A 23,619-nucleotide genomic window follows, 5' to 3' on the forward strand; every position below is an offset into this window, starting at 1 on the left:
TCAGTTACTTAAAATGCCTCCGCTCCCCGAGAACAAATAAACCCCCACCATCCGGTGAGGGCCATTACAGAGTCAACCTGCACATTATTTCCGAAATCTTGAACTAACCATTCCCTTTTCGTTTTTCAGCACCTGATCGAAGTAGGTTTCCAAGTCCTGCAAGGTTTTGATTTCGGGCAGCCCGTATTTGACGCGCAAATCTTTGCGGATAATTACAGGAATAATTCGGCGTACGGATCGTTGACGCGCGCCATCCAATCGGCCAAGTCCAGCTTGAGCTTTTCTAGTTGCGGCCGATATTGGGGGTTGGAAGCGAGGTTATCCAGCTCCCAAGGATCGTTCGCAAGGTCGAACAATTGCACGAAATCGCTCCCCTGTCCGGTGTTTGCCGAACGGCGGTACCGGATCATTTTCCAACGATCGTCCTTCACCGTACGTTGAATATCTTTATAGAGGGAATACACCGTCTCTCTTCCTTCGTTGGTTTCGCCTCGGATCAACGCGTTCATGCTCTTGCCCTCGATATTTGGCGGCGCCCCGATCCCTGTGAGATCGCACAAGGTCGGAAAAATATCGAATTGATAGACAAGCGCATCGATGCTCTGCTCTGCAGGAACCCCCGGACCGCTAATAAGCCAAGGTACGCGAATGCTATGGTCATACATGTTTTGTTTGCCGAACAAGCCATGCTGGCCGACTGCAAGGCCGTGATCCGCCGTATAGACGATGAGCGTATTATCCGCTTTGCCGCTCGCGGTTAACGCTTGCATCACTTTGCCGATATGATGGTCCATATGCGAAATCATCGCGTAATAATCGGCAATATGCCGGCGCACTTCCTCTTTCCTGCGCGGATAGGCGGCCAGCTTTTCATCGCGGATATCGAGTTCCCCATTGTCAAAAGGATGTTCCTCCCTGTAGCTCGGCGGCAGCGGGATTTGCTCCGGATCGTACATGCCGGCATATGGCTCCGGCGCCGTTCTCGGATCGTGCGGGGACGTGTAGGCCAGATACAGGAAGAAGGGATCCGCCTTGTCGTATTGCTCGATAAAGCCGACAGCCGCATCGGTAAACAGCTCCGTCGAAAATGTCGTTTCGATCCGCCGTGCTTCAGAAGGATACCGGCCGTCCGCATGGTAATCGAACACGGGTACTTGGCGGTGATCGCTCATCCCTCCGAAAAAGATGGCATCGCCGCCGCAAAAGCCGGCGGAAAAGCTGGCCGTATCGTTGTGCCACTTGCCGATTGCATGCGTATGGTAGCCGTGCGACCGGAACCACGAGGGCATCGTTGCCGCTCCCGATCGAATGACTTTTGTCTTCGCATGATCGCCGATTCTCTGGCTTTCCGTCGCTTGGAAAATATGCGTTCCCGTATTCACGCAAGCTCTGCACGGGACACAGACGGCACCGTCTACGCCTCCGTTGATATGCGTCTGGGCCATGATTGTACCGGCTTGGGCTAGAGCATCCAGCACCGGCGTTCGTACCGCCCTCTCGCCTGTCGCGCCGATTGCGCTATAACGGTGATCGTCGGCAATAATGAAGATTACGTTCGGTTTCGCAGCCATATGCTCCTCCTTGTATTCCATGTCATGATGGCTATAATTATAGTCATCATGACATCGAATCTACATGGCCAAAAGGATGAATCGCATGTCAAAAAGTCTACTGCCTAGAGAAGCGTCCGTCTTCCTGGACTCCCTTCTTCGTTTGACGCTTTCCACGCAAATGTTCCGTATCCACACCTGCTTTAACGTGACGGTACCCGCATCATGGCATATCGATGAACGCGTGATCGATGAAATTCACATTCTGTATGTCAAAAGCGGATGCGCTACATACGAGGTTGACGGCATTCCCGTGGAGCTGGCGGCGGGCAGCCTGCTGTTTCTGTCCGACGGTACGGTGCATTCGGCGTACCGGGATCTGAAAGAGCCTTTGACCATCGTCCCGATTCGCTTCAAGATAGGCCCATTCGGGGATCACGCTCGGAATTCCGTCACAGAAAGCCCCTGCTACTTCTCGTTTCTTCCGCGGGATACGTCCAAATTTCGCTTGTTGTTCGAGACGATTCACCGTCATTATTGTCTTCCTCCTTCCGTAAGAAGGGATGCGCTGTGCCACTCTTCCATCTGCCAGGCACTGGCTGAAATGTCGTGCGAACTGGAAGAAATCGAGCAGCGCAAGCCGGTTCATCCCGCCATCCTGCAGATTAAGAACCACATGGATACGAATCCGGCCGACCGGCTCTCGGTTAAACAATTAGCCGCTCTTTCCGGGCTGACTCCCAAATATTGCTCGCAGTTGTTTCAGCAATTGTTCGGGCTAACCATCAAGGAGTACCAAATCCAGTCTCGAATCGAATATGCGCGTTATTTGCTGGAGCATTCGGATCAATCCGTCAAGGAAATTTCGTTTCATCTCGGTTATCCCGATCCTTTCGTCTTCTCGAAGCAGTACAAAGCTTTTACCGGGATCGCGCCTTCTATAACGATGCGGGGCAGGATGAGCTAACCGGCGGTTATATGCGGACTGCCGTAAAGTAAAGGCATTGCCTATAAAAAAGAAGGCGCTCCCCCTTTCGGATGAACGCCTTCTTCTTGGTGCCGATTATTGAGCTCGGTAAAAGGATTGAACCATCGCAAATAACATATCCTATGGGGGGGATCGAAATAGGGATGGTTCTCCAATCAAAACTTCGTTATTTACGATACGGTCCGGCGTGCTTTCTGCAACGGCAAGCTTTCGCTTAGACCAAGCGTCCGCGCTGTTGAAGCTTGAATTTCCTGAATAAGCTCCGGGTTTTCCAATAGGGACACGCCGTAAGAAGGAATCATTTCTTTTAGTTTCGGTTCCCACGCTTTTATATGTTGAGGGAAGCATTTATTTATTACCTCAAGCATGACGGAAACGGCGGTAGAAGCACCCGGAGAAGCGCCGAGCAGTGCAGCTATCGAGCCATCAGCGGCACTAATAACTTCCGTACCGAATTGAAGCGTTCCTTTGCCGGCAGCAGTATCTTTAATAATTTGCACGCGCTGGCCCGCCACTAGTAATTCCCAATCTTCGCTTTTGGCGTTCGGGACAAATTCCCGTAAAGCTTCCATGCGCTTTTCTTTCGATAACATAACCTGCTTGATCAGGTATGTTGTCAATGGAACGTTTTTTACGCCTGCCGCCATCATCGTGACGAGATTATCCGCTTTTACGGAAGTGACCAAATCTAACATGGAACCGAATTTCAAAAACTTTGGCGAGAAGCCGGCAAACGGTCCAAAGAACAACGATTCTTTCTTGTCGATAACTCTTGTGTCAAGATGCGGAACAGACATCGGAGGAGCACCAACCGGAGCTTGGCCGTATACTTTGGCATGATGCTGCGCTACAACATCCGGTTTCTGACACACCATAAATAGTCCGCTTACCGGAAATCCTCCAATGCCTTTTCCTTCAGGAATACCGGATTTTTGCAGCAAATGCAGGCTTCCGCCCCCGCCGCCGATAAAGACGAACTTGGCAGTATGGCGTTCGACCGTACCGCTATCGACATTCCGCACTTTCAATTCCCACGAGCCGTCGCTAGTACGTTTAATATCATCCACATTATGCTTGAATTTTATATCGACGCTTTTACTCTTTAATTGGGCAAACAATCTGCGCGTTAACGCGCCAAAGTTAACATCCGTTCCGGATTCGATTCTTGTTGCCGCTATAGGTGTATTCAATGTCCGGTCTTTCATCATAAGCGGAATCCATTCCATCAGTTTTCCTGGGTCATCGGTAAATTCCATTCCTTGAAACAGGGGATTGGCAGACAACGCTTCAAAACGTTTTCTCAAAAACGTTACATCTTGCTCCCCTTGCACAAAACTCATATGAGGCACTGGCATGATAAAGTCCCGCGGATTACGTATCAGATTGCTGTTTACAAGGTAAGACCAAAACTGCCTTGAAACCTGATACTCTTTATTAACTTTTATAGCCTTGCTAATATCTATGGATCCGTCCGGTTTTTCGACGGTGTAGTTAAGCTCGCACAGTGAAGAATGACCCGTTCCCGCATTATTCCATTCGTTAGAGCTTTCTTCTCCTGCGGTTGCGCGCCTCTCAAACACTGTAATTTCCCAGTCCGGCGCTAATTCTTTCAGCAGTGACCCCAAAGTAGCACTCATGATTCCGGCACCAATTAAGATTACGTCTGTTTTCGTTTGTCTGTTGTTCATTTTTACCGTCCTTATACCCTACGTTTTGCAGAAAGGATGCAGACACTCCTGCTTAAGCGCCACAGCAAGCCAAGGCGGGACCTAGTCACACATCTTTCTGGATCAATGATAACCTAATCATAGTGTATCACTATTGATAGTTATAAGCTATTAAAATGCTAGTAAAAAAGTGAGTTGTCCGTCCACAAGGCTCTAGGAACACAAAAAAACCTAGGTCTTAGCCCCGCTTTTGAAAGGGCTGAGGCCTCGGTTGCCAATTTCTCGGAAGCGGTGCTGGATTGGAATACATTGGCGGATTTAAGCCCCCCTCTCGCGACAGTAAGAAAACCCCATCTCAACCAATCCAACAAATCCCCTACTTGGAGTTGCGATGTGCGGGTGCGGGTGCGGGTGCGGGTGCGGATGGGTGCTCCAAGTGCGTGTTGATCGGCTCGCAGATACTCCGGTGCGGATGGCGTGGCGAACCTGGTATGGGCACGGCGGCAGCCGATCTTTGGCGGACGAACGGTCATTTCCTTGGCTTGCGGAATATAAAGAAGAATGAACGTTTCCGTTTAGTCACAAAAGGAAGGAATGAGAACGATCCGTATCTTGATGCTTGTTTATCGACTGGACCTGGGCGGGACCGAAAACTACATGATCAACTTGGCAAGGGCCTTAAGGCCGCTTGGCGTACAGGTAGGAATCGCGACCTCCGGCGGACCGCTCGTCGGCAGATGCAGAAGACAAGGAATCCCGGTGCATTTGATTCCGGGTTTCACGAGCGTCACCGCTGCCGCTACCGCAGCCAGGCTGTCCCGCTTGGTCGCATCCCGCGGTTATCAAATCGTCCATGCGAATGATACGTACTCTTTCAGTGTGGCCGCAGCCTTGTACCGCCGCCGCAAAATACCCGTTGTTATGACCTTGCATGGCCGATTTCACGGCTTGCCGCCTGTGCGGAAGGCGGCGGGGATCGCGCGCCGGATCATCGCCGTTACGCCGAACTTGTCGGCCTGGGTGCGGACGTTGGGGCTCCCCGCACATAAATGCGTCCGAATTCCGGTCGGCATCCGCACGGATGTATTCCGTCCCAGAGACAAGACCGCGTGCAGAAGAAAACTCGGCCTTCCGCTATCGGGGAGGCTGCTCGCTTATGCAAGCAGGTTCGGCGTGGATAAATATCCGATTGCGCGAAAGGTCATTCAGGCAAGCGAACGCATCGCCAAGATTTCGCCGAAATTTACCGCCGTTCTTGCCGGACCCGGGATATATCGCAAACGGCTGTCCGGACTCGCCGCCGCCGCCAATCGGCGTATCGGCAGAAGGGCCATCATCGTGCGTCCTCCCATTATGGACATTTGGCACTTATACGGGGCGGCCAACGCGGTCGTCGGCACGGGAACGGTCGCGAACGAAGCGATGGCCTGCGGTAAACCGCTCATTGCAGCGGGGACCCAAAGCTACTTCGGCATCGTGCGCAAATCGAATGCAGCCGCAGCGATGTGGAACCAGTTCGGCGATCACGGTGGTAAGAGACAGGTAACCGCCGCCCAAATGGCCAGAGACATCAAACGCGTATTAAACGCGCCCGCTTGGAGCGCGTCGCTCGGAAGAAAGGGACGGAACATGACGGTGCGCCGTTTTTCCGTCCGCAACGTCGCTTTGCGTATTCGCGACGTTTACCGAAGCTGCTTGCGCTAACGGTCTCGCTCGCCGCGTCTTTTTCCTGAAACGTCCGAACTCTGGTAGACTGCCTACAGGGAGCGCTCTACTGCCAGTTAGCGGAACAAGCTGCCGATTGTGCCGGCAGCCTGTGCATGGTGCTATTGTGCCCGTTAATACTCGATAATAGGGGTGGGTGGTACCAGCGAAGCTGACACCACCCCTATTACTAAATCCTTCATTTTCATTCTTGTCTCCATTTTTTCAATAAATATTATAGTAGTCTAGCTAATATTAGATACCCGTACAAGCGCTCACCCTATGTCTAACGTAAGATAGGATGTGTTTTTTTACGGGAGGCGATTAGCATATGGGAGTTATGGCTAAAAAAAAGAAACGATGTAGACGTTATGTGAAAACGATCATCATTTGTCCACGGAAGAAGAAATTGAAGAAAAAACGCTGTGTTATTGTCGAGAATCCAACAATAAACGTTGATCCGACTCCGGTTAACGTAATAAGTCCTGACGAAGCTTGTTTTCAAAATCTCCGGGCGAAACTACAGCAATTAGAAGGTCACTTTATTTCGGTCACGATCGCGGGGTTTTTTGATAGTATCCAAGGTCGTATATTCAGAGTAGACGAAGGAAACCTGATTCTTGTTGGTGTATTTGGAACACGTATCATCCCGATCTGTAAGATCAGTTCCATCGATTTCGGCCCTTTTGCGTATGTAACAAAAAGCGATGAAACGGTATCGGTAATTAATACCGCCACCAACACGGTCATCGGATTGATTCCGGTTGGAGATAGTCCTGGAGGCATTGCCATCACGCCCGACGGTACTCGTGCCTATGCCGCAAATAATTTTGATAATACCGTTTCCGTGATCAACACGGCATCGAATATCCTCATAGCCACCATTAATCTCGCTCCCGACGGACTCAGTCCTCAGGGTATTGCCATCACACCCGACGGTACCCGTGCCTATGTCGCAAATGAATTTAATAATACCGTTTCCGTGATCAATACGGCATCGAATATCGTCATAGCCACCATTAATCTCGCTCCCGACGGAGACGGTCCTGAAGCCATTGCCATCACGCCTGACGGTTCCCGCGCCTATACCGCAAATGTTGATAATGACACGGTTTCCGTGATTGACATCACAGTGACACCGAATATAGTCATAGACACCATTACTCTCGCTCCCGATGGAGACGGTCCTGTTGCCATTGCCATCACACCCGACGGTTCCCGCGCCTATACCGCAAATGCTACCAATAACACGGTTTCCGTGATTGACATCACAGTAACACCGAATATCGTTATAGACACCATTACTCTCGCTCCCGACGGACTCAATCCTCAGGGTATTGCCATCACGCCCGACGGTTCCCGCGCCTATATACTAAATAGCGGCAACATCAGCGTATCCGTGATCAATACCGCCACCAACACGGTCATTGGTTCCCCGATTTCGGTTGGGGAGTCGCCTCATGTGCCTGTAGGGATCGCGATTACGCCGATCACGATTTAAATCAAGCATTGGGAAAATCCAGTAATAAGCATCAAGATCTAGAAGTAGTATTGAGTAATCAACCAAACATAGGTAATTGGGGTAGTACAAGTGAAGCTGACACCACCCGCAAACGCATGGATTTAGGTGGTAAATTATTGAAAAAAACAGTGACAGACTAGGACCCCGAAAGACCTAGACTGCCGCTGTTTTTATCGTGCTATCGTGCCCGCCCCACCGAGTTCAATCGTTTTCGTGGCGACACGGTCGTGAAATTCCCGATCATGCTCCACGAACACAATGGTCGGCGCGTACTCAAGCAGCAGCTCTTCAATCTGCATCCGGGAAATCACGTCTACAAAGTTGAGCGGTTCGTCCCAAATATGCAGATGAGCCTCTTCGCATAGGCTTCTCGCGATCAGAACCTTCTTCTTCTGCCCGCCGCTAAACGCCGACATATCCTTCTCAAACTGGATGCGGGCGAAATCAAGCTTACGCAACATGGCCTTAAATAAGCTTTCGTCGATTCCGTGCTCTGCTGCATAATCGGAAAGCGATCCTCGCAGATGAGAGGTACTCTGGGATACATAGGAAAAGCGAAGCTGCGGCTCCAGCCGAAACGTGCCTGTATAGTGAAGCGCCTCGCCGTTGAGCAGGCGGAGCAAGCTAGACTTGCCCGAACCGTTTGGACCTGAAATTGCGATCCGATCCCCTTGTTCGATCGTCAAACAAACGTTCTCGCAAACCGGTCTTTCCCCGTAGTAAATCGTGACGTGATCCAGCACGACCAGTTCGGATTTGGGATATGCGAGCTGAGAGATCACAAGGCTTTCTGACTGTTCGATATTTCGGAGCAGTTTCGACTTCTCCTCTACAGCGGCGGTTTGCCGCTGCTCGATGGATTTCGCGCGTTTCATCATTTTTGCTGCTTTGTGACCGACGTATCCCTTGTCCAGCTTGGAGCCGGAGTTTCGTGTGCCGTTTTTCGATTTTTCGATCTCGTGAGACCAGCCGCTCGTGCGTTTGACAGAAGTCGATAAACGCTGTATGTCTTTGGACAACTTTTCGTTTTGTGCCAATTCGAACGTGTCCTGGCGAGTTTTGTTCGTCCACCAGCTGGAGAAGCTGCCTTTTTGGATTTCGATATTCGTTTTGTTGATCGATAGAATATGATCGACGCAGCGGTCGAGAAATGCCCGATCGTGTGAAACAAGAATAAAACCGCGTTTCGTATTCAGATAATCGCCAACAAGCTTTCGTGCGTGAAAGTCGAGATGATTGGTCGGCTCATCGATGAGCAGAAATCGATTGTCCTGGATGAACAGCACGGCCAGCAGTACCTTCGTCTGCTCGCCTTGGGACAGCGATTCGAATGGCCGGTACAACACGTCTTCCGAAACCTTAAGCAGGTTCAGTTCGCGCATCAACTTCCAGCGCTCATAGCCTGGCACGATCTCTTCGATGACGTCGACGGTCAAATATTCCGGATGTTCGACGGGAAACGGAAAATAATCAAAAGCGACCGGTGCGGAGATCGTGCCGCTGTATTCGTATTTCCCCTGCAGCAGGTTAAAGAACGTCGTTTTCCCCCGACCGTTTCGCCCTGTAAACCCCAGCTTCCAGTCTGTATCGATTTGAAAATGAACATTTTCGAATATAAGGTCATAGCTACCTGGATAGGCAAAAGTAAGATTGGATACCTGTATCGCGGGCATGGCGATCATCCTTTCGTATGGAAATAAAAAGAGCCGCAAGAAAGGTGCTTTCTTGCGGCTCTGATCCATACGAGGAAATCCGGCCCCATTCCAAGGGGCCGGATGACTGTCCGGATAGGGAGCGCAAACGAAATACAGACCTTTCTTGCAGAGACGAAATAAACAAACACAGCCGATAGCTGAGTCCGTTCTTTTCGTGATCTCGCAGCAAGAAAGTTCTACATGTATTCGTTCAACTCCCGTCATCAAAATTACGTACAGTTTATCACAATCGTAATTTAACTACAACCTGCGCCGTCCCGTTTAGGCTGAAGCCTTGCGCAGCTCCGCCATGCTCCTTCGCTTGATTCCTGTTATTTCACTATCCTACCCGTTCAATCATTATTTAATGGCTTGGTACCACGTTTCTTCAATCAATTAATCCCTTGCCAATCCCCGTTCCCTGGTACTCGGGGTCAACCGCGATATCATTAATATAACAATCAAAACAAAAGTCCGTAAATGCTCGCAGGAAGCCCACTAATTTCTCATTATGCCAGGCTGATATTTTTATATTGGCATGCTTTAACATTAGGTGTTTCATCGCTTTTATAAATTATCATTCGTTCAGACCTCATTCAAAAAAATGATTAAATATGACATAATTATACATGTATTTCCTTATTGAGCATAACTCCCGTTAACATAGCGAGGCTGCCGAACCATGCCGGCAGCCTCGTCTAAGTTTGATTTTTTAGATCTCGTCCTCGTCGAGTATGATCGAAACGTCTTTAAAGTAAATCGCTCCTGGCATGCGCAGTGCGCGGATCTTAATGAATGTATGTTCTTGTCCTCCGACACGCGAAATCTAGCGTGTCTACTCTATATATATGCTTACAGGAAGTGAATACAAAAAAACGTGCTCTGACTGAGGCCCTTTCAAGCCTGCAGCCGGAACACGTCTAATAAAGACAGCGGCTATTATTGTCGCCCCGATTGATCGTGAGGCACTGTGGCCGTTACTGATGTATCCGTCTTGTTGCCCGCTTTATCGGTTGCCGTATAGGTAATGGTGTAGATGCGTCCCGATCCGCTGCCTGATCTTTCGGCACGTAATCGAAATGAAGTGTCCGCCGTACCGATATTGGCCTCAATGTCACCTTGACCGCTATCCGGTTCATTGCTCGTAATGGAGGTTAAAACTACCGATTCGACGCCGGAAGCGCCATCGCTCGAATCAAGAACGGCATGGACAACGACCATTTTATGATTAGCCGGCCATATTGACGTTTTATCCAGTTGAACGGAAAGCAAGGGCGCCGTCTTGTCGATTTTGAACTCGATGGTTTTGACCGGTTCCACTCCGCCAGATCCTTGCTGCGATAATTCACCTTATAAATCCCTTCTCCGAATGCAGGAATGGAACCCGTATAGGGGAGCCATTCCCCGTCATTCACTTGATATTCCGTTTTAGCCACACCGGAGAGATGATCATAAACAGACAAGCTTACCGTAACATCCGACTTATACCATCCGTTGCTGCCGTTAGGATCGGCAGGATTTACAGTTGCGGTGCTTACGGGTACCGTCTTGTCGATCCTAACCGTTGCCAGATGCCGGACCTCTTCGTTTCCTGCGTTGTCTACGCTCCAGTAAGTCAGTATATGCTCGCCGTCACCCTCGACCAACATCGTATTCCCCGTCTGTTGTGCGCCTTCATTAAGCGTGTAATAGGTCGCGGCAACAACTGAACCACCTTCGTCAGTCGCTGACAATGTCACCGTAACCTGTTGATTCGACCACCCGGAAGGTGCATCGTCCGTTGTGACAGGAGGTATTTGATCAGAGCCATTACCGTTGCCGCTATTCGTAATCGTGTACACGAAAACCGCCGTTTCACTCGGATCGTACCCATCTTTCGTCGCGATCGGCCTCATTGTCTTGGATGTTGAGCTCTCGTTCCTCGTTAGTTTAATAATTCTGAGAAGGCTCGTGCACCATAAACAAATTTCCATTCGGATCGGTAAACCGGCAAAATCGACCTACCGCTCCAGCGTCCTCGATCTCGCTGACAGCAACGCCTGATATTCTCAGGTACTGATGAAGCCCGTCCATCTCATTGATTCGAAACCCGATGAAAGGCGTGACTTCGTCGCCGCGATATACATTCAAGTTCGCTCTGAATTGCGAACGCCACATCAGGATGTTTGGACCCGGCTCTCTGTGAAGAAAGACAAGATCCGGATTGCCTGGCAAAGTCTTATTGAAGCCCAGGATGTTCACGTACCAATCTGTTGTCAGTTCCAAATCATAGACTGGCATTTCGATGTAGCGGATACCTTCGACCAGCGGATCTTCGTCCCTACTTACCGCATCAGGTAGTTGATGCACCATAAAAAAATTGCCATCCGGATCGTCAAAGTAAAAGAAATGACCATGCCCATAGCTAACGATCGGTTCAAGCGATACTCCGCCCTCCTTCATATGACGGTGAAGTTCTTCGATTCGCGTCGTACGAAATCCAGCCGCCTGTTTGCGCTCATCCCCCAGGTAGAACGCCGTTCGAGCAGGCTGGTTCGTACCGAGCAGCAGCACATTCGGCCCTTCCGGGAAGTCGATAAAACCGAGATCGTCATGTGGTTTTCCCGATATTCTCGCTCCAAGATGCCGCTCGTACCAAGCCAGCGACTCGTCCATCCGACTTACCGGCAAATGTAAGTAGGCGATATGTCCTTGAAATCCTTTTCTTGTCATTTCCTTCCACTCCTTTTATGGTCAAAAAGGGGACTAGTCAACTCCGTAAACGCGGCCGGTTTGTTGGTCATTGTCTACAGTTTACCGCGGAACAATGCGATGCACTGGCTCTTATGTGTTTATTTCGCTCGAATAGGAAAATACAAGTCAATCTCAGAATTCGGATCGTCTGGATACGTGTAGCGTTGGTCGTAAAATTCAAACTCATATTTACCTGTACTGGTTCCGCCATCGTAAACATAAGGACTGTTAGGCAACCATTGTCCCCAGAAATGAGCGAATGCCTTGCCAATATCATCAAGCGGACCTCGATGAGTCAGAACGATATAACGCGCAGCCGGAACCTCAATAAGGGACATCCCATCAGGAATATCACCGTTCTGATGGATTTGTGCGGCAGCCGTGTATTCAAATGGCATACCAGGCGCGTTGTCTGGATTTTGCAGCATGAGTCCGAAACTTCGCCACCCAAGAATACCCGGAATTTCGTCAATTCGCTTACCGAATCGGCTCCAAAGCTTGGCAATGCTATTCTGTGAGGGCGGCATAGACTGATCAAAATGAATCTCTTCAGTGATGCCGACGACGCTAAACGCTGGCTTCTCGATGATTTTGGTTTCGATAATCATAAGTGCTCATCTCTCCATTCATCTTTCGTTTCAATATTATGGAAAATAAATCATCCTAATGATACCGAATGTATGTTCTATTTGTAAAGGTGCAATTTTCAAAACTATTCTGCCCAATCGCGTAACGAGGCTGCCGATCCATGCCGGCAGCCTCGTTCTGGTTACTTATTGAGCTATAGTACCCGTTAGCGGAATAGAAATTTCACTTCGACTGGACCTTTAAATCTTCACCAATCAGCTTTGTTCCTTCATAAAGGATACCATGGTCATAATTCTTGATATCAAAGTAACCATTGTAATAATCCCAAACATTTGGACGATTCGAAAACTCGGCAATAGTATCCAATATGCGTCTGAATAATTTAGTTGCTTCAGCTTCTGTAAGATTCCCCTCAACCATAAGTCTGAATTTAACATCTTTTTCACCATTAAACGAAGATGCTGTAGTAGCTATCCCATCAAGTTTTCTAAAAGAGTCCTCGGTTTTTACTACTGCATCGCCAATATCTATGCTTGTTTTCTTAGTACAAGATACTGTTAATAAAAATGAAATTAGTAATAGGACGAATACTATCTTTCTACTCATCAACTTATTACCTCCATTTCTGGCGACAAATGGGCTCCATTTAATTACTCATCATATGATACCACATATTGGAACTAAACTGCCCGTTAGCAGAACAGGCTGCCGATTGTACCGGCAGCCTGTTGTCATGGTGCTATCGTACCCGTTAGTTCAATCAGAAGTATTTTTAAACCCTTTACTAACGAAGGCGTATAGGATGATTAAGGCTATTATGATTAGGATAATGGGGATAGCGAAATTGATGCTAAGCAGAGATATCATGTTTAGTTGCACGACGGAAAACAGGATAACTATTAAGAAGCTTGCTGTAATCAAAGGTACGTCTTGTCTGATGGAACGGTTAGGATCAGTGGGTTGAACCTGCTGCTTCACTCTGCGAATACTCCAATTCTCAAATATGAAAAAAAGTGTTATGAACACTTGGATTATCGTAGGTATAAACACAGTACTATAAGATTTAGCTGCATAGCGGTCTACGTTCCAACTGCTGTTGTAATGGATCGGAATCTGATCAGGAATCAGATCGTAGTTGCGTAGCACAGTTACAATACTAACAACAATAATTAAACCATGAATGAGGAACCAATTACTAGACAAGCCAATGTTTCTTTTCCGAAATCCAGTGTCCACTGCCATGATCGATGGTTCCGGAGCAATAGGCAGCATAGGTAGTAAACTTTTCATTCTGAAATGATAGCTAATGTTTATGACTAGGGAGATTACGACCATGGCGAGTGAATAAGTGATAATGATCCAACTTTGTTGCTTGGAATGTTCATCACCGTATATTAGGCAGATGATACAAACAATGAATAGGATGGTATGCAAGGTAGCACTAATCCTAGCATATGACTTCCGCATCTGGCGCAGAGGCTCACTGTGGAATTGTACAGCGCTGACGGTGACCCCAAAACTAATCGTCTCTCTTGTTAAATAAGGCATGCTTACCATGAGTACAATGGTAGGTACAAATACAAAGATCATTACTATAACAGGCATTATCGTTATATCATTCGCCTCCTCTTATACATAAGTGTGTATTCGAAAACTCTATAACCCTTATAGCATAGGCGATTCATCACTATGCCTTTTTGCGTATGATTATCCTATTAACTTAGGATAGGTAATCGACTTGAACATAAATTTAATTATAATCGATTTTAGTGACTATAAGGGTGAAATTTATATTTTATCCCACATTTTAATTGAGCATTCCTGCCCGTTACTTCAATAAAACAATAGAGGAGCTGCCTGAAGCAAGCTCCTCCACTATCGTTCCCAGTTAGCTGAACTTTCTCCGCAATTCTTTCGGTCTTAATTACCTTTTGACGGAATCAGCTCTCCTCGTGAGTGCAGGGTGTTGCCATTAAAGGAGTCACGGTAACATTTGACGTGCATTGGACACGCTCCATATAATGAAGAGACGACAGTGACAGGAGGACATCGAATGGGAGCATGGGGAATCAAAGCTTTGGAAAGTGATGAAGGGCTGGATCTAGTGGCAGCGATCGAGGACTTGCTTCCTCGTGACACGTTGGATTTGGGTGAATTGATGGCGAAGTTTGGTGAGGATGATTTCCTTTATGACGGAACAGTGCTCGCCCTCGCGGAGCTGTATATCGAGTTTCTGGAGAATGGCAGTTTGGATTACGATCATGAGGAGGAAGAACGCGCCTTGACGCAAGTACGGGCGTTCACGGCCGATCGTGCCGCGCTTGGGGCTTTGCTGGAGCATTTGAACGTGATTTGGACTGACATTGAGGGGGACTGCGAGGGGGATTTGGCGGAGCTGTGGCGGGAATCGTCGAGCTGGGACGAATGGCGGGCACATGTGCAGCAGCTGATTGCCAAGTTGGAAGCACGGCTTGCCAAAGAACGGTAGAAGGATGATTGAACGAGAACAAAAGCGCCGCAATCCGAATGATAGGGTTGCGGCGTTTTGTTTAGCGGATTTTCCGCTATTTTCTGCTGTTTCTGTCCACGATCTGGTATGATCAGACCCCCGACTGGTAAATCGAGCAGGTTGCCGCGGGGACCTGCTCTTGTAGAATATTTAGAGATACCGTAAAACTTTACTCATTGTGGTCAAAGTTCATTCGTTTATTGAAGAGGAAGCCAACCAACTTTCCAGATGTCTTTATTATTCTTGTTCAGACGAAAAAACTTTTCGTCTTCTTTGATCGGGCCAGAAGGGTTAAGACGAGGCGTCATTCGAATCATGGCCTCATCCCCGTCAACCTCTTCATACAGACGGTATGTTTTTTTCCATTCGAGCCACTGTTTTTTTGTTCGTTCCTGTCCCTCTGGATCCTTGGCCATGTCAGCAGAGTATTCTTCAAGGGAAGGCGTCCCGTAGGTTGAACCTTTAATTAGTAAAGCGTATATCGTATCGTAGTCACCCTGCTGCGATGCATATACATACATCCGAAAAATATCCAAAGGTTCTAATCCTTTCAAAAGTTCCTCTGACTTACTTTTGGAATAAGATTGATAAAGAGTAAAAGTGTCCTCGGGCATAAGCCATTTTCGATCGATCGCCACTAAATTACCTTCATTGTCCAATACTTCCGTTTTAGTGATATTTATAGTTGAATGTGTCCAATCTTCACCCTGCATCCCATTCCCTCTCCAAATATTCAATCCAACTCCACCTATTGCACCAAAAAGTAAAACATAACACAGTGAAATCCAATAAAGTTTATACTTCATTCTTCCATTACCGCTTACTCTTCTTTCAATAATCTTTATTGTCTCCTGTGTTGGTTTAGGGATAACATTTACAGGTCCGACTTTCAACTCGTCGTACCATTGTGGCTTATTCTCCAACATAATTCTCCTCCTCTTTTATTTTTTTTGCTAATATTCGCCGAGCACGATGGAGGCGTGACTTTACTGTCCCCTTCGCAATTCCTAATAAGTTTGATATTTCTTCTATCGACATTTCGTAATGTGCATCTAATACGATGACTTCTCGATGATGTTTGGGAAGGTTCATAACAAACTCCCATATTTCATTAACTAACTTTTTATTAAAATACTGTTTCTCGGCCGATAGTTCATTTTCTCTTGAACGTACTACATCAAATAAGATTATTTTTCGGAAAAATGCGGATCTTTGATGAGAGTACGCTGTATTTCTTGTGATTTTTAAAAGCCATGTTTTGACTGAAGCTTCACCTCTGTACGTATGTAAGGAGCGAAAAGCTTTAACAAATACATCTTGAGCGATATCATTGGATTGCTCGTGGTCCTTTGTGATTAAGTAAGCATAATTCCATATGTCTTTCCAATATTTATTCGTTATTTCACTGATATTGGACTGATCTATGCTAGTAATATTATTGAAATAATCTTCATTCAAATTTTTCACCCCTATTAAACAGACTAATCTAAACGTAAACGGTTCCACAAAGCACATTATATTTTTTAGCTGATGTTGGAATTGTTGGAATAGATCAAATTTGCTTAAAAAATAACCGCGTTGCACGCGGTTCATAATTGGGCATCTATCGGTTCCTCGAAATTTTCCATTCTTCAAGGTCGGTGCTGATTATGCATAACTGCCCTATCGCGTAATAAGGCTGCCGATGTTTTCGCGGCAGCCTCGTCGTGTTTGTAGTTGAGCTAACGTACCCGTCCCTCAGTATTAAGGATTTATCTCACATAAACTCAATCATTCGCAGGATTTCATCACTTTGGAATACAGTGGTAGTAAGGATATTAAGTTGTTGCGACCGCAAGGTGCCCTTTCGAGGCATGCGGGAATAGAAGAAACATCTGGAACATTTCCCCATTTAGATATCTACTGCACGCATACTCCACAATTCCCTGGAGATTGACCATCCCAAGGCTCTACGGGTCGATGCCCTTACATTCCTTCGTTACACCTTTCCAAGGTGTGGAGACCGATAGCGTTTAGCGGATGGGTCTGCGCCCTTTTCGGATACGAACTCGGTCCTCCGTGCTTTCTTTTTTCAAAATCCTGCGAATGAATCAATTTACGTTACTTCGAAAATGTCAGGCAGCCTGAATGTATGTGAGGACCGTTTTTTCAGGTGTAAACGATTCATCGTGCTGTACCATTCCGACTAAGATTCGCGCCAGTTTTCCAAGCAGTTTGAATATGGATTGCTGTTTACTCATACGTTTAGCTTGTACATTGTTTTCATGCAATTGCCGAAAGACAGGGTTTGTTCCCACTAATGTAAGGGTAGCCAGATACATATATTTTCGCAGTGTGGAATCTCCTCGTTTGGAAAGTACGATCTGGCCCTTGCGCTTTCCCGACATGCTCTCTGCCAGGTTTAAACCAGCTTTCCGTAGCAACTGACGCCCGTGAACATACTGTTTCAAATCGCCCGTACCAGCCAGAATTGCTGCGATATAGATCGTCCCTAGACCTTTAACGGAGCGAAGCTGGCTAGTAATTGGAATCTCGCCGAGTAAAGTTGCGATTTCTTTCTCAATCTGATCCAATATACCAGCAATGCGCTCGTACTCTTCTAATAAGCGTTGTAGATCCTGTTTGGCTTCACTGAGTGCTACAGACTCTCCCACGCTTTGTGCCGCTTTAGAGAGTAGTTCAGCTGCCTTCAGAATGCCCGTTGAACCACCAGCTCGTTTCATATATTTTCTCCAACCTGTAATAACCTCTGCCGTAGATTGACCTCTTAGATCAAACGGGGCTGGGAACTCTTTGAGTGTCGCTATGGATCGCGGACAGGTCCAATCTTTAAATACCGAGGCATACTCAGGGAAGCGAATATCCAACCAGCGGACGATCCGATTCTGCATCCGAACACTATTTGTGACCCAAAATTCCCGATCGCTCATTATCGTGCGTAACCGTTGAAAATGAGTTGCTTGTCGGATGTATTCATAATAGTAGCCGCGGCTGACAACATCTGCAATAACAAGAGCATCTTTTGGGTCACTCTTAGAAGGACAATTATCTCGGTTCTCTTTGTTTCGTTTCGTTGTTGCAGGGTTGACTAAAACAACATTTACGCCTTTCTCAACAAGCCAGTTGGCCAAACTATACCAGTAATGCCCCGTCGGCTCCATGCCAATTAGGATGTTTTTTAGCCGGTGTTTTTGTTGCAAGGCATCTATCCAGCGCTGCAATTTTTCAAATCCTTGGAGAGTGTTTTTGAACGAAAGATGCTGACTAGTGAGGACGATTCCACGATAATTCGTAGCTTGAGCTACGTGAGTTTCCTTTGCCATATCGATACCCACAACAAGATGGGAAGTGGTAATTCGTTCAATACGTTGATTTTGTCCGTCTGATTGCTTAAACTTCATAATAAGAGCGCCTCCTTGATGATGTTGGGTATTTACCCGTCGACAAACCCATCATACCGAGGCGCTCCTTTTTTGACAAAGCCCATTTCTTAGCCTATACAGGAATGTTTAGCTTAGTCTTTTCACTGGTTGTTCTTAAATAAATACCTGGTACCTTTTCCAGCCATTTTCTCATTGGCATATCTGGGGATTATATGCAAATGAGAATGGAAGACATGTTGTCCGCCCACAAGACCACAATTCCATCCAACATTATAGCCGTCAGGTTTGTAGTTCCGTTCTAAAATACAACTTAACTTCGCTTAACAGCCGATAAGTGGCAATCCATTCTTCTTCAGTTAGATCAAATACAGTTTCCCTATGTTCCTTAGGGACAATGATTCCATCCCCACGTATCTCTTGTTCTTTTAGAAGAGAGTAAGTGCATTTATCGTTGCTCAGTATGACTTCATGGTATTACCATTATTGGAGATATTGCAATATGGGCAGCAAATCAAGCTCACACCTCGCAAGCAAATTTTAGACTTACTTCGCCGAATCAAACGGGTTTTCCTTTTAAAGAATGCTGCCGTTACTTAAATGAAAATGAGGAACTGCATCACTGTAACTCCTCCACTAACGTACCCGTTGAGCGGTCATCCCAAAATTATACAACCTACATTTACATCAAATTATGGGCAATCGGCATTTGGAACACATTCTTGTCATCCGTTTTTGACAAGAATGTGTTCCGATTAAAATGAAAACCCGCGATTTACGCGGGATCTAATCGGACTACATTCTTGTCATCCGACACTTACCCACCGCTTTGCCGCCAGTCGCTGCGGTATTTGCCGGGAGGAACCCCCGTCATCTGTTTGAACACGCGCGTAAAATTTTGCGTGCTGGCATAACGCAGCCGCTCAGTAATTTCCTTGATGGACATTTCGGTATAGATGAGCCATTCCTTCGCCTTCGAAATCCGGTAATCAATGACATAATCGAAGAAGGTCATGCCGGTCTCTTCCTTGAAGAAGCGGCTGAGCTGATACGGGGACAGCCGAAGTTGGGCGGCCGCCTGCTGCAGTGACAGGTCGGTTTCGTAGTTCTCGTGAATGTACTCGATCGCCTGCCTTATCAAGCCGTGCTTCTGCGAACCGTCCAATTGCCCGAGATGCCCGCGCAGTGTCGGGAAAAATTCGCTCCGGAACCAGTCCTTCAGTTCCGCGAGCGATTCGGCGGAATATACGCGCATATAGAGATTGCCGTCGAACATGCCGGTCAAATCGCTCCCCATCTCTTCCAGCAAACCGTCGACTTCGCCGATCAGATGGGCGAACATCCCGACCGCGGGCAGCGAATAAGCTTCCGTCTGGGGAACGGCGGCCATCATCGCATGGAGCTGCTCCTCGGCTTTCGCCAGATCGCCTTCGGCGATGCTGCGGACGATCGCTTTTTGCATCTTGACGAGCAATCTGCTCGTCTGCGCGACCGGTCCCAAATCATCCAGATTGCGATACGAAATCGTCCTGTTGGAGCCAAGCCAGAAGCTGACATGGAGCAGATCCAAAGCTTCCTGGTAGCCGTCGCATATATGCTTCAATTCGCGGCGCGGCTGACTGAAGGACGCCGTAACGGTGAAATGAAAATATTGCGACACATGGGCGCGGATCGCATCGCATATCCCGCTCAAGGCGCCCTCCGCTTCCTTCCCGCCTTCCTCCGTCCCGAAGAGAACCGCGATCAAGCCCGGCTCCGGCACGGCGGTAACGCATGGGCTTACCTGCTCGCACATTTCCTGAATCAGCTTCGACAAGGCATACATCATCAGCGAGCGATCTTTCCCGACATAGTTTTGCTTGAACGCCATGTATTGATCGACCTTTACGACAAAGACGCAGAAATAGCGGCCAGAGAGCGGGAAGCCGTATCGTCCGGATTGCTCCGCGAACTCCCGTTCCGAAATTTCGCCGCGCAGCAGCTGCAGAAGCAAAAATTCCTTTAGATTCGGAAGCCGGTTGTTGATTTCATCCGTCAGCCGGCGGTTCACCGCAAGCGAATCGTCGATATACCCGTCGATCGCCGTCAGGACGTCCTTATATGGAGCCGTCCCGGGCAGCTTCAGCGCCAGATGGTGAAGCGGAAAATAAAGCCGATTTGAGGCGACGATCGAGATCATGATCCATAGCCCGACTAGGCAAGCTACAACAACCCACGTCAGTTGAATGATGCCGTTCGATTTTTCGGTCAGCGCCTTGTGCGGAGTCAGGGCGATGTACGTCCACTCGTTGATCGCCGACTTCTGCACCGATACCCGGTAATCGGTCTCCCCGACGACGATTCTTTTCGGCGACTCCTCCCCGTTCAGCCGCAGCTGATTGAGCTCGGATAACGAATTGAGCTGCGAGCCGATCTCCGCTTCGTCCTGGCTCATCACGACCCGTCCTTCGTCGTCGACGATGATCATCCGGCTGTTGTTGCTCATTTTCAGCGATTGGAAAAAGTCATAAAATTTCTTGGCGTCCACTTCCATAACAAGCAGCCCTTCAGGCGGCGCAGCGCTGCTCTGGATCGGCCGGATCAACAGCAAATCCTGCTGGTCGCGGTACGTTTTCGGCGGGACGACAAGCGATCGCTCGGGCAACGAAGGAAGCGTTTGCAAATACGGGTAGTAGCGGAAATCCTTCATGTCAACGATCCCGTACCGGTTGGAGTAAACGTAGCCATATTTATAGTAAACCAGCGACGCATCAAAGCGGATATCCGAATAACCCCGGTAAAGATTCATTCGGTCCTGCATATCGAGCAGCGTCTGCAGCTTAACCGGGTCATCCATTGAAATGCCGACTTTCATCGATTTTTCAATCGTAATGTCGCCGGCCATTTGCACTGAGGTTCGCTCGATATTGTACAGAAATGTATCCACTTGGTATTTCAACTGCTGCAGCGTCATTTGCTGGTTATGGTCGACCTCCTCTTGGATCGTCTTCGCGGACATCGACGAAGAGACGAACCCGACGAGCAGCACGGGAACGATGCTGAGCAGCAGCGAGTAAACGAACAACCGCTTTTTGTAAGTAAGCTTTCTCCAAAAACGGAAGCTGCTCATTCGACCTGTTCTCCTTTTGTCGGAAACCGTTTGTTCATAATTTCATCTTACTCGATCCGCAATCCGCTTACAACAAACGTTCGCATCCGCTCACCCCTGAAAAATCAGGCGAACGGCTTGGGCCTTCTCAGCCGAAGCCGCTCGCCTGAAGCCGATACCGGCAGCTGCCGGAGCGATGTGAAAAAGCTGCTCCGCCAGTCAAGCCGAAGGTGCAGCAACGCCGCCGCTCCGATCCATCAGCCGCCGCACCTCCGCGGCCGCCGGCGGCATCCAGCCCGCCGGCGAATCGAAGCGAAAGAACCACCATAGCGATTCCCCGCCGGTCCGCCAGGTTCGGACATGGTTCAGCGTCAGCATGCCTCTGCTTCCTTCATGACGGTACAACCGCGCCGGTTCGAGCGCTTCCTGCAGCGGAGCGTCCGGTGATCCTGAGATCGCGCCGACCCACAGAGCGCGTTCCCCGTCGCCAAGCCGCGCCCAGCCGTCAACGAACGCCCAGGAGAGAAGCGTCCCGCCCTGCCAGTAATAGCGGACCGGCAGCTCGTTAGCGCCGGTAACGATCGTATCCTTAACAACGACCGCGTTACCCTCCTGCGGAATGAGCCACACGTCGCGATGGACCTCGTTGCTTGCATGCAGGCCCGAATAACAGCCGGTCAAGTCGAGCGAAACGAGCTGGCAACCCTCTTCGTCCGTCGCCGCCCGCTTCACGACAGCCGCGCGCCGGGACTGCGCCACGTATCCGACGACCGGGGCGTTATGCGCTTCCGCGCCGATCGTAAATACCCGTTCCGCTCCTTCCCGGTATTGCTGATAGCCCGGATCGGTAATCCAAAACCGGTTGAAGCTGCCGATCACCACATGCCCGCCGTCAACATGCAGATGCCCTTGCGGAGCGCGGGGAGCCCCGACGGCAACAAGACAGTCGCCGATGTCCCAGCCGGTGCGCAGCGAAATGGCAAACGGATGCTCCTTGCTTGCAGGCTGCGGCGCATCGGAAGCCGTTTGGTCCGCCCCCAGCAAGCCTTCAATCGCGTCAAGCGCCGCGGCAGGCATGCGCTCCTGCGGCAGACGCACGATCAGCCAGTTCGCCTGTGGCCAGCCGTACTGCTGTGCAAGCTTCGCGACGACGGTCATCCAAAACGGCATTTCCGGCTCCGTGTCGCCAAGCGGTGCGCTGATATCGAGCCGTCCGGGCAGCGCCAGATGCAGACAGCTGTCGAAGAAGGACAGGAAAGTGCGCTCCAGCTCGCCTCCCCACAGCTGATACGCCCCGCCCGCCGACAACCAGTCGGCGAGCGGATCAAGCCAAAAGCCATCGTATGCGGTCCCTTCCGACAGCCGCTCATCGCTAAGCCTGCCCCGAACCCAGACGCGGACGATTTCCTCCGCTTCCCGTTCCAACTCTTCGGCCGCTTCATGACCAGCTTCCTTCGCCAAATGAGCGCCGCTTATTTGAATGATAAGGTTTATGTTATGCATCGTCTTCGATGACGCTGCCGCTTCCTGCCGCCATAAATGACGGCAGAACGGGACGATGTCGCGGTCGAGCAGGGTTAGCGCCGATTGCTTCGCTAAACGAAGCAGCTCGGAGTCCCATCCTTCCGGATTGTGCAAGCATCCGGCGAGACAGGAGGCTAAATGGCCTGTCGCCAATCCGGCCGTTCCCGGCTCGGCGTGGCAATTTTGCCATTCCGCCGTCGCCGCGAGCTCCTCCTGCAGCAGTCTTCCCGCTTTTTGGTCGCCGAACCGACGCCAAGCGGAGTGCAGCAAATCCCATCTTTCCTTCATCGCCCACATGAACCAAGTAAACCACGGATAACCCTGAAGAGAAGCGAATTTCGGAATGCCTTCCGGCATTTGCCCAAATTCGATTTGGCGGACGGGCAGCCGGAACGAAAGCAGATGGCCGATCCGGTAATAATATACCTGCAGCTCCGTTTTCCGTTTTTCCCGCGCAATTCTTTTCGTCAGTTCCGCCGTGCATGCTTCTCTCCGCCTTACGCGCAGCCCCTTCGGGAACTGTGGCGCCATTTCGTATGCGGCGGAAGAATCGTACCCGAGCCGTTCCTCCACTGCGATCATCTCCGTCGAACGGGACAGCTCATGCCTATGCCCCGTTTTATGATTCCTGCCTTCGTATTACGATTGCGTCTTAAGTCTTCCCGATCCTGC

Annotated in this window: 19 protein-coding genes and 1 pseudogene; 4 read left to right on the forward strand and 16 right to left on the reverse strand. The window is 49.0% G+C overall.

Going from position 1 to position 23,619, the window contains the following annotated elements; translation table 11 throughout:
• Window positions 1-212: 212 nt before the first annotated feature.
• Complete coding sequence (locus ACKGJP_RS30645; protein ID WP_409342547.1) at window positions 213-1,571, reverse strand: sulfatase-like hydrolase/transferase; 1,359 nt, start codon at window positions 1,569-1,571, stop codon at window positions 213-215.
• An 85-nt stretch (window positions 1,572-1,656) separates the two neighbouring features.
• On the opposite strand from ACKGJP_RS30645, the gene ACKGJP_RS30650 reads away from it, so the two are divergent.
• Window positions 1,657-2,517: a helix-turn-helix domain-containing protein gene (locus ACKGJP_RS30650; RefSeq protein ID WP_409342548.1), complete on the forward strand. Its 861-nt coding sequence runs from the start codon at window positions 1,657-1,659 to the stop codon at window positions 2,515-2,517.
• A 191-nt stretch (window positions 2,518-2,708) separates the two neighbouring features.
• On the opposite strand, the gene ACKGJP_RS30655 is transcribed toward ACKGJP_RS30650, so the two are convergent.
• Complete coding sequence (locus ACKGJP_RS30655; protein WP_409342549.1) at window positions 2,709-4,226, reverse strand: malate:quinone oxidoreductase; 1,518 nt, start codon at window positions 4,224-4,226, stop codon at window positions 2,709-2,711.
• A 573-nt stretch (window positions 4,227-4,799) separates the two neighbouring features.
• On the opposite strand from ACKGJP_RS30655, the gene ACKGJP_RS30660 reads away from it, so the two are divergent.
• Window positions 4,800-5,909: a glycosyltransferase family 4 protein gene (locus ACKGJP_RS30660; protein ID WP_409342550.1), complete on the forward strand. Its 1,110-nt coding sequence runs from the start codon at window positions 4,800-4,802 to the stop codon at window positions 5,907-5,909.
• Between the two features lie 331 nt (window positions 5,910-6,240).
• Window positions 6,241-7,410: a beta-propeller fold lactonase family protein gene (locus ACKGJP_RS30665; RefSeq protein WP_409342551.1), complete on the forward strand. Its 1,170-nt coding sequence runs from the start codon at window positions 6,241-6,243 to the stop codon at window positions 7,408-7,410.
• Between the two features lie 191 nt (window positions 7,411-7,601).
• Here ACKGJP_RS30665 and abc-f read toward each other — a convergent pair whose 3' ends face one another.
• The 8 genes and pseudogenes from abc-f to ACKGJP_RS30705 form a co-directional block, all read right to left on the reverse strand.
• The gene (gene abc-f / locus ACKGJP_RS30670) at window positions 7,602-9,104 is read right to left on the reverse strand and encodes a ribosomal protection-like ABC-F family protein (RefSeq protein WP_409342552.1); all 1,503 of its coding nucleotides are present in this window, start codon (window positions 9,102-9,104) and stop codon (window positions 7,602-7,604) included.
• Between the two features lie 409 nt (window positions 9,105-9,513).
• Window positions 9,514-9,687, reverse strand: coding sequence for a GNAT family N-acetyltransferase (locus ACKGJP_RS30675; RefSeq protein WP_409342553.1), 174 nt, complete (start codon window positions 9,685-9,687; stop codon window positions 9,514-9,516).
• A gap of 377 nt (window positions 9,688-10,064) precedes the next feature.
• Window positions 10,065-10,445 (reverse strand): hypothetical protein, encoded by a 381-nt coding sequence (locus ACKGJP_RS30680; RefSeq protein ID WP_409347357.1) that lies wholly within the window; start codon window positions 10,443-10,445, stop codon window positions 10,065-10,067.
• Between the two features lie 38 nt (window positions 10,446-10,483).
• Window positions 10,484-11,098, reverse strand: a pseudogene (locus ACKGJP_RS30685) (OmpL47-type beta-barrel domain-containing protein); the annotation flags it as partial.
• Window positions 11,055-11,837, reverse strand: a complete 783-nt coding sequence (locus tag ACKGJP_RS30690) for a VOC family protein (RefSeq protein ID WP_409342554.1) — start codon at window positions 11,835-11,837, stop codon at window positions 11,055-11,057. The gene ACKGJP_RS30690 and the pseudogene ACKGJP_RS30685, both read right to left, overlap by 44 nt.
• Window positions 11,838-11,956: 119 nt before the next feature.
• Window positions 11,957-12,466 (reverse strand): GyrI-like domain-containing protein, encoded by a 510-nt coding sequence (locus ACKGJP_RS30695; RefSeq protein WP_409342555.1) that lies wholly within the window; start codon window positions 12,464-12,466, stop codon window positions 11,957-11,959.
• Window positions 12,467-12,668: 202 nt separating this feature from the next.
• Window positions 12,669-13,052, reverse strand: a complete 384-nt coding sequence (locus ACKGJP_RS30700) for a hypothetical protein (protein WP_409342556.1) — start codon at window positions 13,050-13,052, stop codon at window positions 12,669-12,671.
• A 150-nt stretch (window positions 13,053-13,202) separates the two neighbouring features.
• Window positions 13,203-14,051 carry a DUF1648 domain-containing protein gene (locus ACKGJP_RS30705; protein ID WP_409342557.1) on the reverse strand — a complete coding sequence of 283 codons (849 nt, stop codon included), beginning with the start codon at window positions 14,049-14,051 and terminating at the stop codon, window positions 13,203-13,205.
• Window positions 14,052-14,499: 448 nt separating this feature from the next.
• On the opposite strand from ACKGJP_RS30705, the gene ACKGJP_RS30710 reads away from it, so the two are divergent.
• The gene (locus ACKGJP_RS30710; RefSeq protein WP_209979401.1) at window positions 14,500-14,934 is read left to right on the forward strand and encodes a DUF4259 domain-containing protein; all 435 of its coding nucleotides are present in this window, start codon (window positions 14,500-14,502) and stop codon (window positions 14,932-14,934) included.
• Between the two features lie 218 nt (window positions 14,935-15,152).
• Here the strand turns inward: ACKGJP_RS30710 and ACKGJP_RS30715 are convergent, their stop codons facing one another.
• The 6 genes from ACKGJP_RS30715 to ACKGJP_RS30740 form a co-directional block, all read right to left on the reverse strand.
• On the reverse strand, window positions 15,153-15,881 hold the full coding sequence (locus tag ACKGJP_RS30715; RefSeq protein ID WP_409342558.1) for a hypothetical protein: 729 nt from the start codon (window positions 15,879-15,881) through the stop codon (window positions 15,153-15,155).
• Complete coding sequence (locus ACKGJP_RS30720) at window positions 15,868-16,413, reverse strand: RNA polymerase sigma factor (RefSeq protein WP_409342559.1); 546 nt, start codon at window positions 16,411-16,413, stop codon at window positions 15,868-15,870. The genes ACKGJP_RS30715 and ACKGJP_RS30720 overlap by 14 nt, the downstream gene beginning before the upstream one ends.
• A 656-nt stretch (window positions 16,414-17,069) precedes the next feature.
• On the reverse strand, window positions 17,070-18,356 hold the full coding sequence (locus tag ACKGJP_RS30725; protein WP_409342560.1) for an IS110 family transposase: 1,287 nt from the start codon (window positions 18,354-18,356) through the stop codon (window positions 17,070-17,072).
• A 122-nt stretch (window positions 18,357-18,478) separates the two neighbouring features.
• Window positions 18,479-18,643 carry an HIT family protein gene (locus ACKGJP_RS30730; RefSeq protein ID WP_409347294.1) on the reverse strand — a complete coding sequence of 55 codons (165 nt, stop codon included), beginning with the start codon at window positions 18,641-18,643 and terminating at the stop codon, window positions 18,479-18,481.
• A gap of 509 nt (window positions 18,644-19,152) precedes the next feature.
• A complete protein-coding gene (locus ACKGJP_RS30735) occupies window positions 19,153-21,444 on the reverse strand; it encodes a helix-turn-helix domain-containing protein (protein ID WP_409342561.1) in 2,292 nt (763 codons plus the stop codon).
• Window positions 21,445-21,642: 198 nt separating this feature from the next.
• Window positions 21,643-23,520: a hypothetical protein gene (locus ACKGJP_RS30740; protein ID WP_409342562.1), complete on the reverse strand. Its 1,878-nt coding sequence runs from the start codon at window positions 23,518-23,520 to the stop codon at window positions 21,643-21,645.
• Between the last annotated feature and the right edge of the window lie 99 nt (window positions 23,521-23,619).

The organism is Paenibacillus litoralis, assembly GCF_046244365.1.
Classification (GTDB): domain Bacteria; phylum Bacillota; class Bacilli; order Paenibacillales; family NBRC-103111; genus Paenibacillus_V.